At 37.8% G+C, this 25,390-nt stretch carries 22 protein-coding genes; 7 read left to right on the top strand and 15 right to left on the bottom strand.

Annotation, left to right across the window (positions count from 1 at the left end):
• Positions 1 to 23: 23 nt before the first annotated feature.
• From R3F25_01475 to R3F25_01460, 4 genes are read right to left on the bottom strand one after another with little or no spacing between them, the layout of a single operon-like run.
• Entirely contained in the window at positions 24 to 515 is a 492-nt protein-coding gene (locus R3F25_01475) for a hypothetical protein (protein ID MEZ5495497.1), read from the bottom strand.
• A complete protein-coding gene (locus R3F25_01470; GenBank protein ID MEZ5495496.1) occupies positions 508 to 1,497 on the bottom strand; it encodes an NAD(P)H-dependent glycerol-3-phosphate dehydrogenase in 990 nt (329 codons plus the stop codon). The genes R3F25_01475 and R3F25_01470 overlap by 8 nt, the downstream gene beginning before the upstream one ends.
• Positions 1,498 to 1,500: 3 nt before the next feature.
• A complete protein-coding gene (secB, locus tag R3F25_01465) occupies positions 1,501 to 2,013 on the bottom strand; it encodes a protein-export chaperone SecB (protein ID MEZ5495495.1) in 513 nt (170 codons plus the stop codon).
• 39 nt (positions 2,014 to 2,052) lie between these two features.
• Positions 2,053 to 2,478 carry a rhodanese-like domain-containing protein gene (locus R3F25_01460; GenBank protein MEZ5495494.1) on the bottom strand — a complete coding sequence of 142 codons (426 nt, stop codon included), beginning with the start codon at positions 2,476 to 2,478 and terminating at the stop codon, positions 2,053 to 2,055.
• Positions 2,479 to 2,634: 156 nt separating this feature from the next.
• Here R3F25_01460 and R3F25_01455 point away from each other — a divergent pair, with 156 nt between their 5' ends.
• On the top strand, positions 2,635 to 3,765 hold the full coding sequence (locus R3F25_01455) for a peptidoglycan DD-metalloendopeptidase family protein (GenBank protein MEZ5495493.1): 1,131 nt from the start codon (positions 2,635 to 2,637) through the stop codon (positions 3,763 to 3,765).
• 54 nt (positions 3,766 to 3,819) lie between these two features.
• Here the strand turns inward: R3F25_01455 and R3F25_01450 are convergent, their stop codons facing one another.
• The 3 genes from R3F25_01450 to R3F25_01440 form a co-directional block, all read right to left on the bottom strand.
• Entirely contained in the window at positions 3,820 to 5,295 is a 1,476-nt protein-coding gene (locus R3F25_01450) for a sodium:solute symporter family protein (GenBank protein MEZ5495492.1), read from the bottom strand.
• 112 nt (positions 5,296 to 5,407) lie between these two features.
• Positions 5,408 to 7,666, bottom strand: a complete 2,259-nt coding sequence (locus tag R3F25_01445; protein MEZ5495491.1) for an arginine/lysine/ornithine decarboxylase — start codon at positions 7,664 to 7,666, stop codon at positions 5,408 to 5,410.
• A 167-nt stretch (positions 7,667 to 7,833) separates the two neighbouring features.
• Positions 7,834 to 9,342 (bottom strand): alanine/glycine:cation symporter family protein, encoded by a 1,509-nt coding sequence (locus R3F25_01440; GenBank protein ID MEZ5495490.1) that lies wholly within the window; start codon positions 9,340 to 9,342, stop codon positions 7,834 to 7,836.
• A 151-nt stretch (positions 9,343 to 9,493) separates the two neighbouring features.
• On the opposite strand from R3F25_01440, the gene R3F25_01435 reads away from it, so the two are divergent.
• Positions 9,494 to 9,688 carry a TraB/GumN family protein gene (locus R3F25_01435; GenBank protein ID MEZ5495489.1) on the top strand — a complete coding sequence of 65 codons (195 nt, stop codon included), beginning with the start codon at positions 9,494 to 9,496 and terminating at the stop codon, positions 9,686 to 9,688.
• Positions 9,689 to 9,767: 79 nt separating this feature from the next.
• Here R3F25_01435 and R3F25_01430 read toward each other — a convergent pair whose 3' ends face one another.
• Both R3F25_01430 and R3F25_01425 read right to left on the bottom strand, forming a co-directional pair.
• Entirely contained in the window at positions 9,768 to 11,150 is a 1,383-nt protein-coding gene (locus tag R3F25_01430) for a TonB family protein (GenBank protein MEZ5495488.1), read from the bottom strand.
• Between the two features lie 166 nt (positions 11,151 to 11,316).
• Complete coding sequence (locus R3F25_01425; protein MEZ5495487.1) at positions 11,317 to 11,844, bottom strand: c-type cytochrome; 528 nt, start codon at positions 11,842 to 11,844, stop codon at positions 11,317 to 11,319.
• A 101-nt stretch (positions 11,845 to 11,945) separates the two neighbouring features.
• Between R3F25_01425 and R3F25_01420 the strand changes: the two genes are divergently transcribed.
• The 4 genes from R3F25_01420 (at position 11,946) to R3F25_01405 (ending at position 18,460) form a co-directional block, all read left to right on the top strand.
• Complete coding sequence (locus tag R3F25_01420; protein MEZ5495486.1) at positions 11,946 to 15,875, top strand: DEAD/DEAH box helicase; 3,930 nt, start codon at positions 11,946 to 11,948, stop codon at positions 15,873 to 15,875.
• Between the two features lie 39 nt (positions 15,876 to 15,914).
• On the top strand, positions 15,915 to 16,820 hold the full coding sequence (locus R3F25_01415) for an aminotransferase class IV (GenBank protein ID MEZ5495485.1): 906 nt from the start codon (positions 15,915 to 15,917) through the stop codon (positions 16,818 to 16,820).
• Positions 16,817 to 17,548, top strand: coding sequence for an HAD family hydrolase (locus R3F25_01410; protein ID MEZ5495484.1), 732 nt, complete (start codon positions 16,817 to 16,819; stop codon positions 17,546 to 17,548). Before R3F25_01415 ends, R3F25_01410 begins: the two co-directional genes overlap by 4 nt.
• Before the next feature lie 78 nt (positions 17,549 to 17,626).
• A complete protein-coding gene (locus R3F25_01405) occupies positions 17,627 to 18,460 on the top strand; it encodes a hypothetical protein (protein MEZ5495483.1) in 834 nt (277 codons plus the stop codon).
• 4 nt (positions 18,461 to 18,464) lie between these two features.
• Here the strand turns inward: R3F25_01405 and R3F25_01400 are convergent, their stop codons facing one another.
• The 5 genes from R3F25_01400 to R3F25_01380 all read right to left on the bottom strand — a co-directional run bounded on the left by R3F25_01400 (position 18,465) and on the right by R3F25_01380 (position 22,518).
• Positions 18,465 to 19,004: a sulfur transferase domain-containing protein gene (locus R3F25_01400; GenBank protein MEZ5495482.1), complete on the bottom strand. Its 540-nt coding sequence runs from the start codon at positions 19,002 to 19,004 to the stop codon at positions 18,465 to 18,467.
• A gap of 108 nt (positions 19,005 to 19,112) precedes the next feature.
• The gene (locus tag R3F25_01395; GenBank protein MEZ5495481.1) at positions 19,113 to 19,973 is read right to left on the bottom strand and encodes a hypothetical protein; all 861 of its coding nucleotides are present in this window, start codon (positions 19,971 to 19,973) and stop codon (positions 19,113 to 19,115) included.
• A gap of 145 nt (positions 19,974 to 20,118) precedes the next feature.
• A complete protein-coding gene (gene trxA / locus R3F25_01390) occupies positions 20,119 to 20,931 on the bottom strand; it encodes a thioredoxin (protein MEZ5495480.1) in 813 nt (270 codons plus the stop codon).
• Positions 20,924 to 21,505, bottom strand: coding sequence for a NifU family protein (locus R3F25_01385; GenBank protein MEZ5495479.1), 582 nt, complete (start codon positions 21,503 to 21,505; stop codon positions 20,924 to 20,926). The genes trxA and R3F25_01385 overlap by 8 nt, the downstream gene beginning before the upstream one ends.
• Positions 21,502 to 22,518 carry an alpha/beta hydrolase-fold protein gene (locus R3F25_01380; GenBank protein ID MEZ5495478.1) on the bottom strand — a complete coding sequence of 339 codons (1,017 nt, stop codon included), beginning with the start codon at positions 22,516 to 22,518 and terminating at the stop codon, positions 21,502 to 21,504. The genes R3F25_01385 and R3F25_01380 overlap by 4 nt, the downstream gene beginning before the upstream one ends.
• Before the next feature lie 92 nt (positions 22,519 to 22,610).
• Here R3F25_01380 and R3F25_01375 point away from each other — a divergent pair, with 92 nt between their 5' ends.
• On the top strand, positions 22,611 to 23,450 hold the full coding sequence (locus tag R3F25_01375) for a sulfotransferase family 2 domain-containing protein (GenBank protein MEZ5495477.1): 840 nt from the start codon (positions 22,611 to 22,613) through the stop codon (positions 23,448 to 23,450).
• Positions 23,451 to 23,622: 172 nt separating this feature from the next.
• Here R3F25_01375 and R3F25_01370 read toward each other — a convergent pair whose 3' ends face one another.
• Positions 23,623 to 25,380 (bottom strand): DUF885 domain-containing protein, encoded by a 1,758-nt coding sequence (locus R3F25_01370; GenBank protein MEZ5495476.1) that lies wholly within the window; start codon positions 25,378 to 25,380, stop codon positions 23,623 to 23,625.
• Between the last annotated feature and the right edge of the window lie 10 nt (positions 25,381 to 25,390).

Here is a 25,390-nt window from a genome sequence, read left to right as displayed (position 1 = left end):
TTTTGGTTATAGATTATAGCAAATTATTTAAAATTTAACTTTAACATGATGATTTTTATAATCATGTAAATAATTGCTATTGGTAACATGATCAACATTATGGGTAATGCCAGAATCAGTAAAACAATCATCTTACCTTTGGAAAGAGTGGTGATTTTACCAAATTGCCTTACTGCAAATGGCATCTCAGCATTAAAACCTTGCTGGGAAAACATTTTTTCGAAATCAGGAGGTGTTGAACCTTTCCCCACAAACTCACCTTCAATGATTTTATCGGACTCGCATGATTTTGCCAGTTTGTCTATAATCATGAGACTTTTACTGGGTATTTCACCTTGAATGATAAGGATGTCATTTTTGATGTATAGCTCAGATTCTTTCCCATCAAGACTTGTTAAACGATAGTGCAGTTCGTTGATTTTGTTGCTATTGCCAAAAGTTTCCCAATCATTCAGGAAGACAACAATGTGCTCTATTGGGTCTTTATAGATTTTGATTTGTAATTGCTTACTCAAATTCTTGCCTTACTTCTCTGGACATGAGTTCTTTCACTGCATCAGCGGGGGTCATCAAACCATTTACGACTTTCCAAACATGTTCTGAAATTGGCATATCAACATTATATTTTTTTGCTAAACGCACCACTTCATCGGCTGTATTTATACCTTCAACAACTTGACCAATTTCCGCTTTAGCTTCTTCAATGCTTTGTCCTCGCCCTAAAGCGAGTCCCATTCGGCGGTTTCGAGATAAATCACCGGTACAAGTCAAAACCAAATCGCCCAATCCGGATAAACCCATAAGAGTTTCGGGTTTGCAATTCATCGCTTGTCCTAAACGCATCATTTCAGCCATTCCTCGTGTAAGGATAGCTGCCCGCGTATTATCCCCAAGCTGCATACCGTCACAAATACCTGTCGCCAATGCAAGAACATTTTTTACCGCACCACCTAACTCGGCACCGATCATATCGTGCGAGATATAAACTCGGAATTGGGAGTTATACAGAGCATAAGCCACATCACGCGCGAATTTATCACTATTACTGGCAACTGTAACTAATGTCGGTTTCCCCTCGGCAACATCTTTAGCAAACGATGGTCCGGTAACTAATGCCATCGGATGATCTTTGCCAATGATATCTTCTGCAACCTGATGAAGAAAACGTCCGGAACCCGGTTCAAACCCTTTAGCTGCCCATGCTAATGGACGCTCTTGCAAATAAGGAGTTATTTTTTCAAGAATCTCGGCAAAAGCATGAGATGGTGATACGACTAGAACCGCATCAGATGATGAGATGGCTTTTTCTAAATCTTTTTCAGGGATAAGATTATCAGGGAAAACAATTCCCGGAAGGTATTTCTGATTCTTCCGGGACTTTTGCATTTCATCTATATGTTGGGGTTTTCTTCCCCAAAGGTAAGTAGTACCATTTCTGGCAAGTTGAATTGCCAAAGCAGTTCCCCAGGAACCGGCACCAATTACAGCAAATTTCATAAATTACTGTTTTGTAGAATTATCTGCTTCTGATTGAGCTTGTGCCTGTGCCTGCGCTTGTTGCATTTGTTGGAAATACAATTGATCAAAATTCACAGGTTGCAATAACAATGGTTGGAATCCGCCATTCAGAACCAACTCTGTAACTGCTTGACGAGCGAAAGGAAATAAAGAGTTTGGACAATATGTGCCCAATGTTTGGTGTTTTGCTCTATCGTCAAAATTTTTCAGTCCGAATATTCCGGCCTGTGGAACTTCAGCAAGGTAAGCATTTTTCCCGTTTACTTCACAAGTTACGGTTATTGTAAGCAGGACTTCATAGGCATCGGGAGCCAGTTCTTTAACTTTTTGATTCAAGTTCATTTTAATTTCCGGTTGTCCTTTTTCATTAAAAACATCCGGAGCATTTGGTGCTTCAAATGAAGCATCTTTGGTATAAACTTTTTGTAAAACCAAAGTTGGCATATTTTCAGGGTTCGCTGCTTGAGGTGCTGCTGTTTTGTTTTCTTCAGTCATTATTGACTCCTATTCAATTTTTAAATTTATAATTTTATATTAATTTCTGACTATTGGTAGCTTCTCACCAATCCAGCCATTGATTCCACCGGACAAATTAAACACATGTTCAATTCCGGATTTTGTCAAATGTCTGCAAACTGCTTTTGAAGTAATGCCATTTGCACAATAAGCGATAACAGCTTTGCCTTTAAAACTGTCCACTTTTTTTGCATTTGAGACGAGTTCGGAGGTTGGAATATTAATTGCATTGACAATATGTCCCTTGGCAAAATCTTCTTTGGAACGAGTGTCGATAACAACAGCGTTCTGATGATTGACCAATTGGGTGAATTGATTAGTATCGACATTTTTGAATACTTGTGTTTTTTCACCAATAATAATTGAAAGATAAATAAAAAACACAGCAAGAAATGCAAGCGACAAAAACAAATGATTGCTAACAAATTCAGCTAACTGAGACATAAATTTAATTCCCTCGAACTTTCAGGCAGGTTAATAGGGTTGAAAAAAATATTTTCAAGTACCAACTATCATTTAATTGTTTTTAGAAAGTCACGCATTCTATAATAGATTGCCGTTAAGCTCTATAATAAAGTCATATTTATACTTCAATAGTTAATGTTCAAAGCAATTCTCGTTATATTATTTATCAGTTCATATTCTCTTCATGCTCAGCAAAGTGAAGCCGAGCTCCAGGTTGGAATTGAAAACATTCAAAGCAAGCTAAAAACATTAAAACAGAAGCTGAATAATGCTTATGGTAAAGAAAAAGAACTAATTGATGAATTGGAACATCAGGACAGAGTCATTAGTTCGGTTTCGAATCAAATTACAGAAAGCAATCTGCAATTACAGGAAATCATAAAAGAAATTTCAGAAATCAACGAGAAAATTGAAATCAGCAATCACAGCATTGAAAGACAAAAAAATGAAATTACTGAGTTATTGAAATTACAAATCTATCTCAATCATGATAAAACTCTGAAAATGTTGCTGATAAATCCGGGTAACGAAGCGGATATACAAAGCAAGCATCGAATTAAATACTTGCAAAACAAATTATTCAATTTGATTCGTGAAGTGGCTGTTGAGATTGAAAACCTGGAACTTTTGAAGTCTGAGAGGGAAAAACTATTCGAGCAAGAAAATCATAAGAAAGAAATTCTGGAACAGCAACAAGCTGAGTTACTTAAACAGAGAAAACAGAGACTGGAAATTTTGAATAATCTGAAACTGGAAATCGCCAAGCATGAAACTGAAAGCGAGACTTTGAATAAAGACCAACAGCGTTTGCAACAATTGTTGAATGAAATTCAGGTATTACTCAGTGATTTACCCAAGGATTTAGGACTGAATAAGTCATTTGCACAGTTGAGAGGACAAATGAAACAACCAGTTGACGGTAAATATATTCGTTCTTTTAATTCGCAGAAATCTGAAGATACTCGCTGGAGCGGAGTTGTTATCCAATCCGATTTTGGCAATCAGGTGAGTGCTATCGCTTATGGAAGGGTGGCTTTTGCAGATTGGTTGCGAGGGTTTGGAATGTTGGTTATTCTTGACCACCAGGATGGATACATGTCGCTTTATGGTTTCAATCAATCCATTAGTGTTGAAGCCGGAGATTGGGTTGAAGAAAGACAACAAATTGCCACAGTAGGAAATTCAGGAGATATGCCAATACCCGCACTTTATTTTGAAATTCGCAAAGATGCAATTCCTCAAAACCCTAAAAACTGGGTTAAGTGATTCAACTCGAAGATTGATGATTTGCAACATTTCAAAAAATTTAAAATAGTAAACTTACTGGGTCGGTTGCTCTATCTCAATGCTCTTATTCTTGAATCGTTTAATATTACTACCAACAATCATCCCAATAATTGCCATAAACAAACCTGTTAATTGAGGAGGAACCAACAACTCCTCACCTTGAGCCGACATTTTGATTTGTACAATTTCAAAAGCACCCCAACTGATAACGCCCATAGCAATCGATAAAAGAGCACCGTTATTATTGGCATGTTTCCAATAAATTCCAAATACCAAAGGTACAAATGCTCCGACCAAAGTAACTAAATAAGCATTCTCTACCATTTCAAAAACACTCAGACCCACCGAAGCACTCAAATATGCATAACAAAGAACTAACAATCCAAATCCTAAAACAGTCAGCCTTAAAGTTATGAGTAACTGATGGTCATTGAGGTTTAACCAACTTCTTAGTATATTTTTTGCAAATATCGCAGAAGGTGCAAGAAGAGTTCCGGATGCTGTTGACATAATAGCGGATAATAAAGCACCAAAGAACATCACTTGAACCCAAATTGGAACTTCGTTTAATATAAACTCAGGAAGAATTCTTTGAGGATCACCACCTTCGGCCAGATGCTCAGAAGCTAAGGCTGGATCTAATAATGTCGCACCGTAAACAATAAAAATCGGGACAAAGCAGAATAATAAGTAAAACGAACCTCCAATAACCGTTCCTCGCACAGCTACTTTTTCATTTTTCGCTGACATCACTCTCTGGAATACATCTTGTTGAGGAATCGAACCCAATGCCAATGTCACAAATGCACCAATGAAAGCGAGTATTGACGCCAAATTCCAGTCCGGCCAGAATTCCAGTTTCCCATGGCTGCTGGCATGATTAACCACTTCCATAACACCTCCATCCAAGCGGTTTGCAACCAGCCAACCCACAAGCAACATACCAATCAAAATGGTAATCATCTGGATAAAGTCCATGATGGCGACTGACCACATACCACCAAAAATGGTATAAACCAACACCACTATAAGACCGATAACCATGCCCCATTCAAATGAGATGAACTCAGCAGAGATTAAATTTATGGATAGTCCGAGAGCCACAATCTGTGCAGAAACCCAACCCAGATAACTGATACAAACAGCGATAGCTACCATCACTTCAACCTGGCGACTGTATCTTTGTTGATAAAAGTCACCGATAGTCAGCAACTTCATCCGATAAAGACGAGCGGCAAAAAACAAGCCGACAAACACCAGACAGAAACTAGCGCCAAAAGGGTCAGCAACAATTCCGGACATGCCTTCTTCAATAAAAGTTGCCGGAATTCCTAATACGGCTTCTGAGCCAAACCAAGTTGCAAATACAGTTGCAATCGTAACATAAATCGGTAATGAGCGACCGGCAACAATATAATCAGCCGAATTGTTAACATGGCGTGCCGCAAATAACCCAATAATGACTGAAATCACCATGTAAATGATGACGAATCCACCTAAAACACTCATAAAACCACCCTCAAAAAGTGTTGAAAATATATTCGGCCAAACAACTTGGCAACATGAACAAATGTATGCTAAAAAATGATGTATTTAACCCCTTTTTATTTGTAAAAAAAAGTTATTCTTTGACTACGTCAATAAAATATTGTTTTTCACCGTTTATCACTTTACTGATTAAACCATGTACGTCTGATTCAAAACCAGGGAAAGCATCATTAAAGACTTTGATATATTCCAAATATTTGATGACTTCAGGAGTGAATCGTTCGCCGGGAATCATTAAAGGAATACCCGGCGGGTATGGGGTAATCATCATTGCTGTAATTCTACCCGCCAATTCATCGACCGGAACTCTTTCCACTTCATTGTGCGCCATTTTATCCCAGGCTTCAGCCGGTAGCATTCCGGGTTCAATGTTTGATAAATACATCTTGTTGGTGATTGTTGCGACATGATGATCTTTATACATATTATGAATAGATTGGCACAAATCTTTTAACCCCATGCGCTCATAACGAGGATTTTTCTCTACAAATTCAGGCATCACCCGCCACATCGGTAAATTTTGATCGTAGTCATCTTTAAATTGTTGCAACTCAGTAACCAGAGAGTTCCAGCGACCTTTAGTAATACCTATATTAAACATAATGAAAAAGGAATACAACCCGGTTTTTTCCACCACAATCCCATGCTCAACAAGATACTTCGTAACAATAGTAGCAGGAATACCGAAAGAATCAAAAGAGCCCTTTACATTCATGCCCGGTGTGATAATTGTTGCCTTGATTGGATCAAGCATATTGAATTCGGCTTCTTCAATTTCAAAATCATGCCACTCTTCATTCGGATTAATCATCCATTCGGACTGAATTGGAACATCATCATCACTGAAATGATCCGGTCCCCAAACTTTAAACCACCAGTCTTCACCAAATTCGTTATCTACTTTTCGCATCGCACGTCTGAAGTTCAATGCTTCATGCAATGACTCTTCTACTAAAGCTGAACCGGCAGGTTGTTCCATCATTGACGCAGCAACATCGCAAGAAGCTATAATGGCATATTGTGGACTGGTTGAAGTGTGCATCAAGAATGACTCATTAAAACGATGCATATCGAATTGAGCGTTTTGAGATTCCTGAACCAAAATTTGTGAAGCCTGAGAAAGACCGGCCAATAATTTATGTGTGGATTGAGTGGCAAAAACAGTTGCATTCTCAGCTCGAGGGCGTTCATCGCCACCAATGGCATGCATATTAGTGTAAAAATTATGAAAAGCTGCGTGTGGAAGCCATGCCTCATCAAAATGCAAAGAGTCAATACTATCACCCAACATATCTTTGATTTCTTCTACATTGTAAATCACACCGTCATAAGTACTTTGTGTGATACAAAGAATCCTTGGTTTTTTACTTTTGGCTCGATGAGCAAAAGGATGAGATGCGATTTTTGCAGCAATGGATTCTTGTAAAAATTCATGTTTAGGAATAGGTCCAATAATGCCATAGTGATTTCTGGTCGGCATTAAAAACACAGGTATCGCCCCGGTCATGATAATAGCATGAAGAATCGATTTGTGGCAATTGCGGTCCACGACAACTATATCGCCGGTTGCAACGGTGGAATTCCAAACAATTTTATTCGATGTTGAAGTTCCATTGGTGACAAAAAACAAATGATCGCTGTTAAAAATTCTCGCAGCATTCTCTTCGCTGGCTGCTACCGGACCATTATGATCAAGCAATTGTCCTAATTCCTCAACAGCATTACATACGTCTGCTCGAAGCATGTTTTCACCAAAGAACTGGTGAAACATTTGTCCGACCGGGCTTTTTAAGAATGCCACACCTCCGGAATGTCCGGGAGTGTGCCAAGAATACGAGCCATCAGCGGCATAATTCATTAATGCTTTAAAGAAAGGCGGAGCAACTGAATTGATATATTTTTGTGCTTCACGAATAATATGTCTGGCAACAAAATCCGGTGTGTCTTCAAACATGTGAATAAAGCCGTGCAATTCACGCAAAATATCATTAGGAATGTGCTGTGATGTTTTGGTTTCACCATAGAGAAATATCGGAATATCCGGATTACTTCGTCTGACAGCCTGGATAAATTGCCTGATTTCATCAATCGCTTTATCTGAAGTTTCAGAATCATGTGTTATTTCCTCGTCATCGATTGACAAGATAAAGCCCGAAGCCCTCGAAGCTTGTTGAGCAAATGATGTTAAGTCAACATAACTGGTATAACCGACAACCTCAACACCGTTAGCACTTATTGCCTCTGCTAAGTTACGAATGCCGGAACCGGATACATTTTCCGAGCGAAAATCTTCATCTATGACAACTATTGGAAAGTGAAAGCGTTTGATCATTGTATAAATAGGATAAAAAAATGAATTATCCTCTGAAACCATCAATAGTCAATTAATTAATACTTTTGTTATAAAAAGTAAAAGGAAAATTTTATAGACAAAAAACAAGGGAAACAATTATTGTTCCCCTGTTTTTTCTACTCACACCCTCGAAAATTCTTAATGAATTATGATTCAGTCGGTTTGATTTCCCCGGACTTGATTTTTGACATATATTTGTTTAATTCCTTTTTAACTACAGGAGCAAGAAAATACAATCCAATGAGATTAGGTATTGACATTGCAAAAATCATTGCGTCAGAAAAATCAATAACAGCAGATAAACTCATAGAAGACCCGATAATAATAAATGTAAGGAATAAAATATTATATGTCATATCAACCCCTTTGCTGTGCCCAAACAAAAAATTAAAGGCCCTTAAACCATAATATGACCAAGCTAGCATGGTTGAAAAAGCAAATAGAACTGCTGCAATAGTTAAAACATAAGGAAACCACGAAATAGCAGAACCAAACGCTGCAGAAGTTAGTGCAATTCCCATTCCTTTTGTTGGTTCATCAGGAATAAACCCTGCTATTCCTATCACCAAAGCAGTAATCGTACACACAATTACTGTATCAATGAAGGGTTCATATAAGGCAACCAGTCCTTCCGTAACTGGATAATCAGTTTTTACAGCAGAGTGAGCAATCGAAGCAGATCCAATGCCAGCCTCATTGGAAAATGCTGCACGTTGGAATCCTACAATCAAGACACCAATCAAACCTCCGAATGCAGACTCAAATGAAAAGGCTCCATCTATGATAGCTCCAAAAGCATCGGGAACATGATTGATATTCATTAAAATCACAACCAATCCTGCAGCTACATATATAATCCCCATAAATGGAACCAACTTGGAAGTTACACGACCAATGCTTTTGATTCCGCCAATAATTGTAATGCCCACAAGAATGGCAACGACGATACCAAAGAGCCAACCATTATCAGACAAGAATGATCCTTCTCCACCCGTGACAGCAACCACTTGCTCCAATGCTTGATTTACTTGGAACATATTACCGCCGCCAAAAGAGCCTCCGACACACATGATTGCAAAAATCACCGCTAGAACCTTTCCAAATCCAGCCATATTCTTTTCTGCAAAACCCTTGGTTAAATAACGCATAGGACCACCGTGCACATGACCGTTTGGCAAGATATCACGGTATTTGACACCTAAAGTACACTCTACAAACTTTGAGGACATCCCTAAAAAACCGCAAACAATCATCCAGAAAGTGGCACCTGCTCCTCCAATGCCAACAGCTGCTGCGACACCGGCAATATTGCCAAGTCCAACGGTTCCAGATAAAGCGGTGGAAAGTGCTTGAAAGTGTGTAACCTCTCCCGGAGCTTTGGAGTAATCATATTTACCACGCATCAATGCTAAACCATGACCAAAAGTCCTTAAATTGATAAATTTAAAATAGATGGTAAAAAAGGAGGCAGCGATTACCAGCCAAATCACAACCCATGGAACTGTGGTTCCAAACAAAGGGATTTGTGCAAATATGATTTGAGTAAATTTATTCAGGTAAGGCGCTAGAGTATTATTAATCGTTTCATCAATAGAAGCATTTGCTAAAAAGGGCAAAAATAGAAGAATAATTGCCGAAGTTATTCGTTTATTCATAGAATTTGATTCCCAATCTTTTTTATTGCGATTGATTGTACCTTTTTTTCAGAAAATTGGAAATGGCAAATTTGTATTCATTCTAAATTCCCATTGATAACTTTACCTTATTTGATTGATTCCTTATAAAACCAATCATCACCAATGACTATTGACACTTATACAGACAACCAAGCTGTATATAATTGAGTTTCTTATTACTTCAATAGATGAGAAAATTCCTGAAATTGCCAAACAACAAGTCACTCTATTTGCTTTCGGAGCAGGGCATCTAGGTGGTGATGTTGGCGTAATCAACCTTTTGAGAGAAAAAGGTTATACGGTTGAGCCTGTTATGGATAAATAAATCAAGGCTTGAGACTTTATCCGACAGAAATAGCAAGGAAGCTGAGGGTTCTGTTGGATAAAGTCGAAGTTTCCAATAACTAAGCTGAGTTTTTGTTTTTAATAATCAACTCTTTTTGTTGCTCAAGTTCTGACACATCCCATTTTAATTTTTTTGCTTTAGAAATTGCTTGTTTTATTGAAGATAGCGCCTGTGAGTCTTTCTTTTGTTTTTGATATAACAAAGCTCTTACTTGATACCACTGAATTGTTTTAAATAGTTTGTCTTTATACTTATTCAGAAATGTTTCTGCTAAATCAATTTGTTCTTCTGTTGGATTGTCAGAGGATGCAATGACCTCAGAATATTTCAATTGAGCAACAAGAAGACCATTCAGGGCAGATTGTTCGAGCCAATAAAAGGCTGTTTGACCGGATTGGTTTACCAACTGGGAATTGTTTAGCATTTGATATGCCATGTATTGTGCATCAACATTTCCTATTTGTGCGGAATTCATAACCCAGTCAACTCCTTTTTGTTTTTCAATTTTACAATCTTTACCATAATATATCTTTTTACCCAAACGAAATTGAGCATCAATATTTCCCTCTTGAGACGCATTAAATAACCAGTCGGTAATTTGGCCACCATCTATTTCACTCTTTCTTTCTAGTAATGTGTCATATAACACCGCATAAGAGTACTGTGAGCCAACATCACCATTCTTAGCATTTTCAAGTATTTTATCAATGACTACTTTCTGAGATTTATGTAATCGTTCTTCATGACCTGAAATTGCAAAATTTATTCGTTGTGTTACCAAATAGGGTTCAGTTCGATAATTGCCTGATTTATCAGGATTAAATCTGAATTTATATTTTTGTATAGATTTGATAGCTTCTCTCGCAAATTCATTATTTGAAGGAAACTCTTCTAAAACCTGAAAATCTTTAATACTACCATTGGGATAGACATAAAATTGAATATCAGCAAAACCCTGAATTCCTTTACTCAACATATTTCTCGGATAATAAGGAGCTGCTGTCTTAACGATTTCAACAGATTTGGTTTTTATATTTGAATCTTTATCAGCTTTATCAGTTTTTGGACCTAGTAAAAGTTTACTATTTTCATAGGAGTAGTCTTCTTCTAACTCTATAGCATAAACTTCAGCACTCTCCAGCTGCTCTTTTGAGAGTTTGGATTTAATGGTGCTTGTTAGTTGTTGATAATTATCATTCTCTGAGTCAGAAATTACTGACCATGCATATGCTTTTTCCAAGTCCTTTGCAGTTCCTTCTCCATTGTAATACAAGACTGCAATATTATGTTGGGCATTGATGTTACCCAGTTTGGCAAGTACCATAAATTGATTGAAAGCCTCGTTAAAGTTTTGTTCTTCATAATTTTTAGTAGCACTTATTAAATCGGCATTAACAATTGATGAGATAAAGAAAAGAATAAGAAATGTGTATTTTTTCATAAGTTATATTTTATTGGAATCTTATACATTTTATCTGAATTCAACAGCGAGTTACAGTAGTTTAATGATATGAAGGTTTATTTAAGGGATTTTAGAAAAGAACAGATATAAAAAAAAGCACACCAAACGATGTGCTTTTTTGATTAATACTTAGAGTTTAAAAGTGTTATTGGAAGTCTTTAACCATAAATTCAACAACAGCTTTCATTTGCTCATCAGTCAAGTCAGGGCGACCGCCTTTAGGTGGCATGGCTCCTAAACCATTGATTGCACTTGTCACAAGACCATCAACTCCTTTTTCCATTCTGTCTGTCCAAGCGGTAGCTTCCAATTTAGGTGCATTTGCAGCACCGGTTGCATGACATGCAAAACAAACATTCTGATAAATCATAGCCCCATCCAATGAACCATCAAAGGCTCCGGCAACCTGAGCTTCTGCTTGGTTGTTATTTGTCTGTGTATCAGCAGTGTTATCGCCAGTATTTGAAAATTCCTCAACAACTTCACCTGTATTGACTTTAGCAACAGGTTCTAAAGCCTGTTCGATAGCATTGCGGTCAGTAACAGTTTCTTTCCCTGCAAACAAACTATTATGAACCAAATAACCAACAACAATCAAAATGATTGTGAGACCAACTAATGCGCCCAATAAAATGGAAAAGTTTTTGAAAAATATTGAATCTTGATCTTTCATATACCCCTCGTATATATGTTTTATAAATTAAGTCGTGTATTATAAGGTCAATTCTCAAGGTAGCACAACTTACAAAGCAAATATTAACAATAAAACTTACGATGAATAAAATATTCCACCCGCAGTTAATATCTTGGTTTGAAAGTCGGTTTAAGCATCCCTCTGATGTACAAATTCAGGCATGGCAGGCAATTGAAAAGCAACGTGATGTTCTGATTTCTTCGCCAACCGGTTCCGGTAAAACATTAGCGGCTTTTCTGTATGGTTTGAATCAATTGTTCGTCAAAGGTGATAATGGATTGACGATTTTATATGTTTCACCACTCAAAGCCTTGTCCAATGATGTCAAAATCAATCTGGAACAACCGCTGGTTGATTTGAATCAATTATTTCCTGATAAAAATGTAAGGGCAGCCAGTTGGACCGGAGATACAACTCCGGCAGAACGAAATAAAATTCGTAAAAAACCGCCGAATATATTGGTAACTACTCCGGAATCTTTGTATGTTTTGCTCACTTCTCAGAGTGGTCGTGAGATTTTGAAAAATCTGAAAACGGTGATTATTGATGAAATTCACGCGGTAGCTAATTCCAAACGTGGGGCTCATCTTGTGCTGTCTTTGCAAAGGCTGGAAGCTCTTTGTTATCAACGCCCTCAAAGAATTGCTATTTCGGCCACTCAAAAACCGATCGAAACCATGCGAGACTTTATTTTGCATGGTGAAAACTCTGAAATTGTTAATCTGGGGCATAAACGGCAACTCGAAATCACCATAGAAATTCCGCAATCTCCTCTGACAGCGATTATGTCCAACGAGCAATGGGCAGAGGTTTATCAAAGACTTTGTGAGGTGATTGCTGAGCATAAAACCACTCTGATTTTTGTCAATAACCGACGTTTGTGCGAGAGGTTGACTAAAAATCTGGCTGAAAAAATTGGTGAAGAATTTATTACCTCCCATCATGGTTCTTTGGCAAAGGAACATCGCTTAAATGCCGAACAAATGCTGAAATCAGGTCAGCTAAAAGCATTGGTTGCGACCGCTTCTTTGGAGTTGGGAATCGATATCGGTGATATTGATTGTGTTTGTCAAATTGGTTCGCCGGGAAATATTCAGGCGTTTTTACAAAGAGTAGGGCGTTCCGGTCACAGCTTGGATAAAACACCAAAAGGCTTTTTGTTTGCCAATACAATTGATGATTTGGTGGAATTAACTGCACTCAAACACGCCATTCAAAAAAGTATTCTCGATACAACATTATTTCCGCAACAACCATTGGATGTTTTAGCTCAGCAGATTGTTGCGGAAGTTTCGCTGAAAGAATGGAATCGCAAACAGTTATTTTTCTTATTAACAGATAATCTGACCTATAAAAATTTATCTGAGGAAACTTTCAATCAAGTGATTCAAATGCTTGCCGAAGGCTATGGAGGCAATCGCCTGCGTCATTCGGCAATGTTGTTTCACGATAAAACCAACGATGAATTAAGACCTCGGAAATCGGCTCGTTTGACCGCTGTCACGAATGGAGGAACAATTCCCGACCAATTTGATTATGATGTGATTTTATTACCGGAAGATATTCAAATTGGCAGTTTGAATGAGGATTTTTCATTTGAAAGTTTACCCGGCGATATTTTTATTCTGGGAAATCATTCCTATCGAATTCTTAAAATTGAAAACGGCAGAGTTTTTGTCGAAGATGCTCACGGGCTGCCACCGAATATTCCTTTTTGGTTTGGTGTGCAAATGTGGCGTTCCGATGAATTGAGCCAATCCGTTTCTGAAGTGATACAAACAATTTCTGCGAGCTCACTAAATGCTGAAGAGGTTGCTGAAAAGTATCAAATTCCATTATTAGCTGCTTCGCAATTAAAAGATTATTTTGCCAAAACTCAAAAAGTCCTGAGCGTCGTTCCAACTCAGCAACACATTGTTGTTGAAAGATTTTTTGATGAAAATAATGACATGCATCTGGTGATTCATTCGATTTTTGGTTCAAGAATTAACCGCGCCTGGGGTTTGGCTTTACGCAAGAGGTTTTGTCGTCAGTTTAATTTTGAACTACAAGCCGCTGCCGATGAAAACACTTTGATTTTGTCACTCAGCGAAAGTCATAGTTTTGAATTGAATACCATCATCAATTATCTGAATCCGGAAACAGTAGAAAATATTTTGATTCAAGCATTGCTGGATCGACCGATGTTTGAAACGCTATGGCGTTGGAATGCGACCATAGCTTTGGCAATTCGGCGTCGAAATGGCGGTAAGAAAGTTCCGGCACAATTACAAAGAAACCGGGCTGAGGATTTGATTGCCCAACTTTTTCCGGATCAAATTGCTTGTCTGGAAAATATTCAGGGAGATCGTGAAATTCCTCAACATCCTTTAGTGCAACAAACCATTCATGATTGTATTCGTGTTTTAATGGATATTGATGGTTTAGCTGAAATACTCAACAAAATTCGCAATAAAGAAATTGAGGTTTCGTTTGTTGACAGCAACACTCCATCGCCGACATCTCTGGCAATCATCAATGCTCGGAATTATATGTTTCTGGATGATGCTCCGGCAGAAGAACGACGCACCAATGCGATTAAAACCAAAGAGTTATCGGATGTTCTCGAATCATTCCCAAGTCAGGAACTCAATCCAAAAATTATTGAGTCTGTAAACAGCACCGTCATCCCTTTTATGCGAAATGCGGATGAACTTCATGAGGCCATTCATTTTTCAGGTATCATGTACGAGCATGAAATGGCAGAAGCGGTGGAATATTTACCAGAATTGCAAAAACAGGGAAAAATTGTCAGGCATGAAGATTCTCAAATTTGGTTTAGTGCAGAAAACCGGGAACTTGTAGAATCTGTTTATAAAAACCCCTCCGATGATTATATTACCAAGCTGGCAAAATTGTTGTTTATGAAAATGGAGTCAATTGGGTATGTTGATTTTGAAAAACTCAGACAATTGCTGCAAGTTTCTGCCAGTAGTTTGCAACAAGCATTAACCCAGTTGGAAATTGATGGCAGAGTGTTTAAAGTTGGCGAAAATCATTGGTGCGAACGCCATATTCTGGCAAAAATTCGTAAGCAAACTCATTATCAAAAACGCAATTCTCATGAGTTGGTTTCTCCGGCACAATATCAAAATCAGCTTTTTATCAAACATGGTTTAAAAGCTGAAAAGCAATTTTCAGGAATGGACGGTTTGATTCATGTTTTAACATTGTTGCAGGGTTATTCTGCACCCGCCGGAATTTGGGAAGAGTTTCTCATCAAGCCCCGTATGAAAGATTATCAGTGTTACATGCTGGATTCTTTGTGTTATAGCGGACAATTTATCTGGAAAAGAGTGGTTCCGAATCACAGCTTAACCAATTTGGGAGTTGCTTGTTTGAAAAACACACCAATAACATTCTTGAAAAGGGAAAATTTACAATGTTTTCCTATTGTTGAACTTTTACCTGAACAAATATCTGACAGGGCAGCTCAAATTCTGAGTATTCTTAAAGAAAAAGGAGCCATGTATGCGAGTGATATTCAATCCAATTTATCTTGTATGCTGTTGGAACTGGAAGAAGAGCTGATTCACTTGCTTAAATTAGGAGTAATTTATTGTGATGGAGCGTCTGCTTTGCGAATATTCAGTTTATCGCCGGCACAACGCGCCAGATACATTAAGAAAAACAAGTCAAACACCAATTATCTGGACATGATGGGTCGCTGGTCTGTTTGTAAAAATAATGATTCAGCCGACAAACAATCTTTAATCAAAATGTCATTAAAACGCTATGGAATTTTATGCAAAGCCGTTTTTGAAAAAGAGCAATTGCCACTCAACTGGTATGAAGCAGTATTGGAATTGACCCGACTGGAAGCCCAGGGAGAAATTCAAGCCGGAAGATTTATCAAAAAATTTTCGGGGATTCAATTTGCTGAAAAATCGTTTGTCAAAACAATCGGGAAAAGTAACTCAGAACCAATTGAATTGCATGATAAAGATTGTTGCAACTTGAGATTAAATTGATGGTATTATGTTGATTTTAAAAATCAACGAGAAAGCTCAATGGGGTCACATGAATTTATTAAAGATGATCGAAACCTCGATATTTTAATCAATATCAACGGCGAATTGTTTCATCGGAATGAAGCAAAAATTTCAGTTTTTGACAGTGGCTTTATTCTGGGAGATGGAGTCTGGGAAGGTTTGCGATTGCACAATGGAGTTATTGCATTTTTGGATGATCATTTGCAAAGATTGTATCAGGGAGCTAAAGCATTGGATATGGATATTGGTTTGAGCAAAGAAGAATTGTCTGAAAGAGTATATCAAACCATTCAAGCCAATGATATGCATGATCATGTTCATATTCGCTTGATGGTTACAAGAGGCGTGAAAACCACTCCTTATCAAGATCCCAGAGCCACTTTTCCGGGTGCAACAATTGTTATTATTCCCGAATACAAAATCCCTAATCCGGAGAAAGTTGCTAAGGGAATTCGATTATTCACCACTCATGTACGTCGGGGATATCCGGATGTTCAGGATCAGAAGATGAACTCACATAGCAAAATCAACTGCATTTTGGGTTGTATTCAGGCAACCAAAGCCGGTTATGATGAAGCATTGATGCTCGATCCGCATGGATTTGTTTCGACCTGTAACTCGACTCATTTTTTTATTGTGACAAAAGGTGAAGTCTGGACTTCGACAGGAGATTATTGTTTAGGTGGAATCACACGCTCTAAAATCATTCAACTTTGTGAGGAAAATGACATTCCGGTTTTCCAAAAGAATTTTTCATTGTTTGATGTTTACGGAGCTGATGAATGCTTTGTCACGGGAACTTTCGCTGGACTCACACCTGTGAATGAAGTGGATGGCAGAGTGATAGGAAACCCATCTGAAAGAAAGATGATACCCAGGTTACAGAAATTGTATTTGCAATTGATTAACAGAGGATTGGTATGACAATCACTCGAATTGCAATGTGGTCAGGACCACGAAATATCTCTACGGCGATGATGCGTAGTTGGGAAAACCGATCTGATACTGTGGTTGTTGATGAACCTTTATATGGACCTTATCTTTTTCAAACTGGGAAAAAACACCCGATGTATGAAGAAATTATTGAAGAGCAGGGGAAAGATTACCAATCAATCACAAAAAGACTCACTACTTGTGAATTTCCGCATGACATTAGCATTTTTTACCAAAAACACATGGCACATCATATTCTTACAGATACCGATTTGTCATGGATTGTGCACCTGAAAAATGCCATCTTGCTGAGACATCCTGATGAGGTTTTATCCTCCTATTTGGAAAAATATCCCAAAGCGACTCCTGAAGATTTGGGTTATCCTCAATTGTTAAAACTATTCAAACTGATTCAATCAGAAAATGGAGAAACTCCACCGGTGTTTGATTCCAAAGATATTTTGATGAATCCTGAAAACATGTTAAATATTATGTGTGAAACACTGGACGTTCCTTTTAATAGTGAAATGTTAAGTTGGAATAAAGGTTATCGCGACAGTGACGGAGTCTGGGCAAAACATTGGTATAACAGCGTCATTCAATCAACCGGCTTTTCAAAATACAAACCAAAAGAAATTAAACTCACTCAGGATGAACAAAAAATTGCCGATGAATGCATGCCGTATTATGAAGAACTGTCAAAAAATAAAATATTGTAACAATTCCGCAGGTATGCTTGAAAAAAGCGATTAATAGGCAGAAACTGTATTTTCTCGTGGCAAATATCTGTTGATATTATGAGATTTTATAAAAGAAAACTACTAAGTTTGATTGTTTTAGGCTGTTGCTTCCAATGTAATGCTTTACCCGATATTCCTAGTCTAATGGATTGTGAAGATATTATTTTCTTATCTGGATTTCAGAATGATTCTGAACCAAGTAATGGCTCAGGTGGAAGTTATCCGGGAGCATTCACCCGAGTCGTTTTTTCTCATGGTGCGAACAGAACCTATTATGTTTCCATTCCACCAGACTACAATCCAAATAAAGCCTATCCTTTATTATTCTCCTGGCATGGAGCTGCAGGAGCCGGGACGGCTCAAACCAACGCACAGGCAACCAGAGATTTCTGGAAACCTTTTGCTGATCAAAATCATCTTATAATTGTTGCTCAAGCAGGAACCGGTTCGACTGGTGGAGGCTTTACCTTCCCAAATGATATTGCATTATTATATGATATTCTTGATGATATGTTCGCACATTATAATATTGAACTAAAAAGAGTTTACGGACATGGTTTTTCATCTGGAGGACATTTAATGCATACTTTAATGCTGTTCTACAACCAAGGATATCCTGCTTATTCCGTGAGTGCGGGGACCTTTGCTGATGCTGTTTTTGAAGATCCAAATGTTCCGGCAAATAGTGATGTTTTGCCTGTATTTGTTTCAGTAGGACAATCAGACCCGCTGAAGCCAACGATTGAACAGGAACGAATAAAATTTTTAAATGCTGGTTGGATTGAGGGTGAAACCTACTGGCTGGATGTATTTAATGGGGGGCATCAATTGGATACAAATCTCCCACAAAAAATGTGGGATAAACTTTGTACTTTTTCAAGACAGCCCTGAATTATTATTTTTCCTCAGCAAATTGAACTGAAAGTTTCTTATTTAGCAGAGCTTCCATCGGCATTGGCCACCAACCCATATCTGAAACCATTTCCAGTGCTTCATCAGGTGTTTTTCCTTGGTATTGAACCAAATACGCTGCCCACATTTGCGAAGCTCTGTGGCCGGAACGGCAATGCAGCAGTACTTTACCATCTGCTGAGTCAATCGCTTGAGCAAATTCCTTGAGTTTTTCAGGTGAATATTCATTTCCTTCATCACCAATTGGAATAAAAACGTATTCAATTCCGGCTTTTTTCAAAAGGTAATCTTCGTAAAAATTCAATTCTTTCATTTCACCCAGAGTTCTGTTATTGATAACTTTGGTGATACCAAATTCCTTAATGTCAGCAAAATCAATATAATCCGGCTGTGCACCGATAAAAATATTTTCATGTTGAAATAACGTCTGAGTGTACTTAGGCGGTAATTTTTTTGTTGCTATTTGTTGTGCTTGAATACTGGATATAAAAAGTAAAGCCAATAATAGTATTGAGTTTTTCATAGATTTTCAATAATTTCTGATTTGGTTAATTATAAACCTTATTTACAAAGTTTATTAAAAAAAAATGCCTGAAATTTCAGGCATTTTTTATCATAATTAGTTGTTTACTTATTTAGCTAATTTTCTGTATGAAATAAAGCTCAGTAGCATAAGTAACAAAGTTAACCCTAACCAGTTAGTTGTTGGGATAACCGGAGGAGGAGGTAAAATTCCATTAATCACAAAAGGAAAACCTTGCTGAGTTCCAGTTGAGAGATCAGTGACCGAAGTCCAAGAACCTGTAAACTGTAGTGCATTCCCAGTTGTTGATTGACCATTGATTGTAATTGGTGGAGCCCAAGGTCCTGACGCTCCGGAACCATCGCTTTGCCAATCCAACCAATAGGTTCCTGCAGGTAAAGAGATATTTACATCAACTGTGCTAGCTGCAATTTGTCTATTTGTTGTGGTTCCAGTTGAAGTTTCTGTAACCCTCAAAATATTTGAGTTAACAGTTGAAATCATCCGGTTTGTTGTATCATCTCCAAATACGACAGTACTTCCGGGATTACTTGGATCACCATCCCAAATTTGCAGATTAACTGCAGTTATAGTCGATGCGGTTTCGTTTGTTTGGTATGCATAAAAGGTAATTGTTGTTATATCCCATCCTCCAGCTGGAACAGTAAAGTCATCTGCAATTCTGTTTCCGTTCAATACTTGATGACCAAAACCTAGTGTACCCATCCCTAAAGTTACGCTTTGCAACACACTTTCATCAAGTCCACCAACGCCTGTACCTGAACTATTCACTAATTCTCCATTACTGTAAAGTACACCAACGCCACCACCAGTTGGAAATTGGTAGCTACTTGGATTTACAGTTGGATTTGCAACCGGTTCGGCTGAATTATTTTCCTCACTCCTATTTGCAAATGAAGCTGTTACAAATAACACCAAAGAAAATATTATTGCTTTTGTTAATTTCATTATTTATTCCTATATCATTTTTGTGTCAAAACGCCTGATATTCTATTGTCTTTTGGGCAGAAGTCAATAAATTGAAGAATGGTTAAGCACTAATATTTTGAAAAAGTAATGAATTAATAATGCTTAAATACAAATACTCTAAATATTAAAATATCAAGGATGCCATTTTTCTTCTAAATTGGGAGACAATCTTAGCATCATCAATTAAATTAAAAGCGATAATTAAACTTTGTTTAATTGGATTTTGGTCATTGCCTTTGACATTAGCAAGTAAATCGAGTAATGCTTGAATGCCATCTTCTGGGTCTTGGTAAATTGTTTTGTGAATGGCGGATTGTAAATTTTCTTGTGGGTGTTTTTGGCTGATTTCCAGCAATTCGAAAGACGATTTGATATTTTTGCATTTCTCATCATTTTTTTGCTCGGAATCCAAATTATCAAAAGTCGCTTTGGCTTTTTCGAGATTGCTTTGTTGCATATAAATTTGAATCAATAATAACTTGGCATCGAGTGAGTCATCCAAATGCAATAGTTCCACAGCTTGATCATAGTTTCCCATTGCAACTAATTGCATGGCTTGTTGCAGATTTTCTGACTCAGGCTCACTATCTGCAACTTGATTCAAATCAAGATGAGGTTCTATCAATTTTCTGATTTCGGATTCGGGTTGTGCCCCCATAAACTGCTCAACAACCTCACCGTTTTTGACCAGCATAACTGTTGGAAGTGAACGAATTCCAAATTGGATCGCAAGCTCTTGTTCCTTATCGGTATCAACGGTTGCCAGATGAACCGCACCATTAAGCGATTCCACGATTCCATGCAATACAGGCATGAGTTGTTTGCAAGGAGCGCACCAGTCTGCCCAAAAATCAACCAAAACCGGAACTGAGTTTGACTTCTCAACAATTTCAGATTCAAAATCCTGTAGGGTTAGGGCTTTAATGAATTCACTCATAATACGGGTTCTCCGCATTAGAGTGATCCGTCCCGTCCATTAAACCTTTTAGTTCTGGAAATGCTTTAAGCAATTTGGTTTCCATTCCCATCGAAAGTGTTTGTTGTGCCATACCACAGCCGTGGCAGCCACCGCCAAATTCGATAAAAGCATAACCATCCTCAATCGCTTTCAGTTTGGCATGACCACCGTGCATTGCCAGAGACGGATTTAATTCCACATTGATGAAATATTCCACGCGTTCAAATAGAGGAGAATCATCATTTGGTTTTTCGCCTTTCAGTTTTGGAGCTTTGATGTTGAGTTGTCCACCGGTGTCTGTAAGGTCATAGTCAATACTGGCGTCAGCAAGGAACTTCTCATCCTGTTTGGCGACAAACAAGCTAAAATCTGTTTGTTTGAACTCATAAGCATCTTTGGGAGCTTCATGACGCTCGCAAAAATTCAGGAAGCAATCTGCAATTGGAGTTCCTGCGTTTTTCACCATGATTTGTAAATGCAAATCATCAATATTGTGTTTTTTGACCACATCAGACAGAAAGTTTTGGGCTTCAGGACTAACGGTAATGTTCATTTAATTTTCTCGTACAAATAGGGTAGGGAAACATCCAATCGATAATCTATGTTCGAATGTGTCCCATTGAATTCTTCATAAGTATGTTCGATTTGATGCTTTTCAAGTTCACGGCTTAATCTTCGCATTCCGTAGTGAATCATATACTGGTCGCGAAATCCGCAATCCATAAACAAGCCGTTGAGTTGTTTCAAAGCATCAATTTTTTTTGCAACCATATTGACCGGATCATGACTCAGCCAGTTTTGCCAATTTTCTTGTTTGGTTTCGCAAGTTTCAAATTCAAAAGGCATGACGATATCACCATCCTGAGAATCATAAGTCGCCGCCATACAAATCATCATGAGTGTTAAAATCTCTGAGCCATGAATTTTTTTGGCTTTCCAGAATCGTTTAAGAAAATGATTCACATCATAGTTATAATTACTCAATACATCAGCAACTGTCGGGAAATCTCGTTGATAAAGCAAATCAAATCCAGCATCACCGGACTGATTAGCAATTGCTCCCCAATAACCCGGAAAATCCATTGCAAAACGAATCGCGGCAAATCCACCAGACGATTTTCCTAAAACGGCTCGGTGTTGAGAACCTTTTTTAATGCGAAACTTGCCTTCAATCTCTGGGATGAGCTCTTTATGAATAAAGGATGCGTAATTTCCAATAGCCGGCGAATCAATATACTGATTTCCTCCTAAACAAGTAAAACAGTCTGGAATAACTACGATTGTCGGCCCTATTTTTTGTTCAGCTATTAATCTATCCAATCGTTCGGTAATATTTTCGCCAAAGGCTTTCCAGCCTATCACTCCGCTTCCGCTATTGGTATAAGCAGCGAGATAATACATGACCGGATATTCCAGATTGTTTTCGTCATAACCGATTGGTAAATAAACAAAAACATCTCTTTCAAAAGGATCTTTAAGCGGATTATCTTTTAAGATTTCAGAGCTTATCCGAAATTGCACCAATGTTCCTTGAGGATAATTTGTTTTGTGATTATATATCGACATTAAAAATTACAGCTTTATAATAATTCAGGCAAGGCATTATAATGCAAATGAATCCATTGTTTAATTAAGTTCAGAAAAGTTGGAGTGAATTGATGCAGATACAAAGTCAAATATTTAACCAAATTCTGGGAAAAGCACAGAATTGGAAAAATAATACTGATGCCGAAAATACTGCTATCAATCTGAAATATTTAAAAGAAAATGTTGCTGAACTGAGCCAAATTACAGTTCATACCACTCCTTGGGTGTTTTCGCATGTTCCTAAAACAGCAGGCACTTCTTTGGAAAACTATCTCATCCAACCCTTTGAACTTAAAGATGTTTTGCATGTAAATGCTCCTGACTTAAATCGCTTGCCTCAAGTCATACATTTAAAAAACAAATATCCAAACTTGATTATGGGTCATCATCCTATTCACGGTTTGCTTTATCAGTTACTTCCCGAAACTCGATTTGTACATTTAACCATGTTGCGTGAACCGGTTTCCCGAATTGTTTCCTATTACAACTATTTGGCAACCCGTGATTATCATGCTTTGCATGGTCAGATTAAAGATTTGAGCTTTGATAGTTTTTTAAAACAAGACAACCTCGTTGAAATCCATAATGGTCAGTCTAAACGCCTTACCGGATATTTGCATTCAGAAGTCAATATCAGCGACAACGATTTGTATTTTAAGGCAAAAGAAGTCGTTGATAATTGTTTTACCCTTGTCGGAGTGACCGAATATTTCAAAGAGTTCTGTCATGTTTTGGAAAAACAATGTGGAATTATTTTTAACAAATTACCACCTGTCAATCGTTCGCAAAGAAAAATCCAATTGACTGATTTGAGAGCGGAACACAGGAAAATCTTAGAGGAAAACAATAAAGTAGATATTCAGCTTTATCAATATGTGAAGTCGAAGTTTGAGAAACTCATAAATTATTGAAAAACTCGTCAATACACATAGGCGATAACTTCATTGAGAAAAAAGAAAATAACCATGAAGTGATTGAATGACATGACGTTTGTTAGAGATAGTAAAATTCCCTTCATGAACTTTATGTTCTTCATGGTAGAAAATTTGTAGGGTGAGTTTTACCCACCCTACGATACAGGTTTTACTTCAATTGAGGTTCAATAAAATACTTTTCAACCGATTGAGCAAGAATTTCCGGTGGTAATAATCCTTGTGCTAATAAGAAGTCATGGAATTCTTGGTCTTTGAATTTCTCTTTGAGTTTTAGTTCAGTTTTAGCTCTTAATGCTTGCAGTTTCTCATAGCCGTAATAATAAGCCGTTGCTTGACCGGGGATTCGATAGGTGTATCTTTCGATTTCGTTCTGAGCGTTGGACTCACCTTCGACAACATCTTCCATAAGTATTCTTTTTGCTTCATCCGGAGTGATTAATCCCAAGTTGAGCATTGGATCAAGCCAGATTCTGGCGGCTCTTAATAGTCTTGCTTGCAAAGAAATTAACTGTCCATCCAAAGGCATATATGGTTTGGTGATGGACTCAGCGTATAGTGCCCAACCTTCGACATTGGCTGAATTAAACGCAAACATGGCTCTGGCAGTCGAGACACCACCACGAAGCATCGTTGTGAATTGCATCTCGTGACCCGGACGTGCTTCGTGGGCTGACAATGTCCACATCATCGCTGAAAAAGCATAATCGCTGTGTGGCCAGCTTCCATCTTCGTTTTGTTGAATCATGGGAACGATAAATTCGGGATATTCTCCGGTATTTCCAATCAATCGGGGAACATCCAGATGAGCAGCCGGTTGTTGAGCGGTTTCAGCAGCAGTTGCCATTCTCACTCGAGCGGGTTCATTAGGAACGCTAATCAGATTGTTTTTCTTAAGAATTTCGTCTATCTCAGCAATAACAGCCTGATATTCAAACATGAGAACATCGCCGTTAAGCTGCTCTTTTTTCAGAAGTTTAATCACTTCACGATAGTCTGTTGTGTCATAACCTTTTTGTTTTGCCACCAGAGGAGCTAATGCCATCATTTCGTTACGGATATTCATGAATGCAACTTGACCGGTAACCATGAGCTCTTCCGGTGAATCATCAACTCCCCAGTTTTTTAATCCGAGCTCATACAGTTCTCTGGGTAGTTTGGCATCGGGACGGGTGTTAGGAAGAATGGTTTCTTCGACCCATTTGGTGTAATCAGTTAGTTGGGATTGAAGAAGTTCTAATGATTTTTCCCAGCCACTTAAGTCAGTACCTTTAAATAACTCAGTTAAACCGCTAATCATCACCGGTGCTCTTTCGATATCCTGCTGAACTTCGCCTTTATAAGGAAGTATCAAACCTTTAATGTTCATTCTATCTTGCAAACGAGCTTTTGCTTTTTCAACAAATGGAACATATCCTTTGGCTTCACCGGTATATTTTTTTAACCGAATCAGAGCGGCCTTTTGTCTTTCCAAAGGAACTTGTTTATCCAATAAGCCATTGAAGCCGGCAAAAATCAGCCCGGGAATGTTTCCATAAGGCATCACTTTTTCATAGTTCACTTTGTTGGATTCAATTTCGTCCAGGATATTTTTCTGCATGATTTTTAAATCACTTAACAAAAAAGGATCGGTTTCTTTTTTAAGCAATTTTTCAATCATAGCCAGATTTTTTTCAGAGTTTTTAATCTGCCTTTCATATAAATTTGGCTCTAAATCGAAAATTTCCTCGTCATATCCGTTCACACCTTGTTGACCTGAGAACTCAGGAGCGAATTGAGCATTGGATTCAAGAATTTTGTAGGCTATTTCGTTAGATCTTTCAATCCAGTCTTTATTTCCCGCAATACTAAGAGTTGTTGTAATTAAAAGTAGTATTGCAATAAATAGATTTTGTATTTTTGTTTTCATGTTTTCACTC

Source organism: Gammaproteobacteria bacterium (assembly GCA_041395445.1).
Classification (GTDB): domain Bacteria; phylum Pseudomonadota; class Gammaproteobacteria; order Xanthomonadales; family Marinicellaceae; genus NORP309.
Note: the sequence above shows the minus strand (reverse complement) of the source record. Positions and strands in the feature narration are given on the sequence as shown.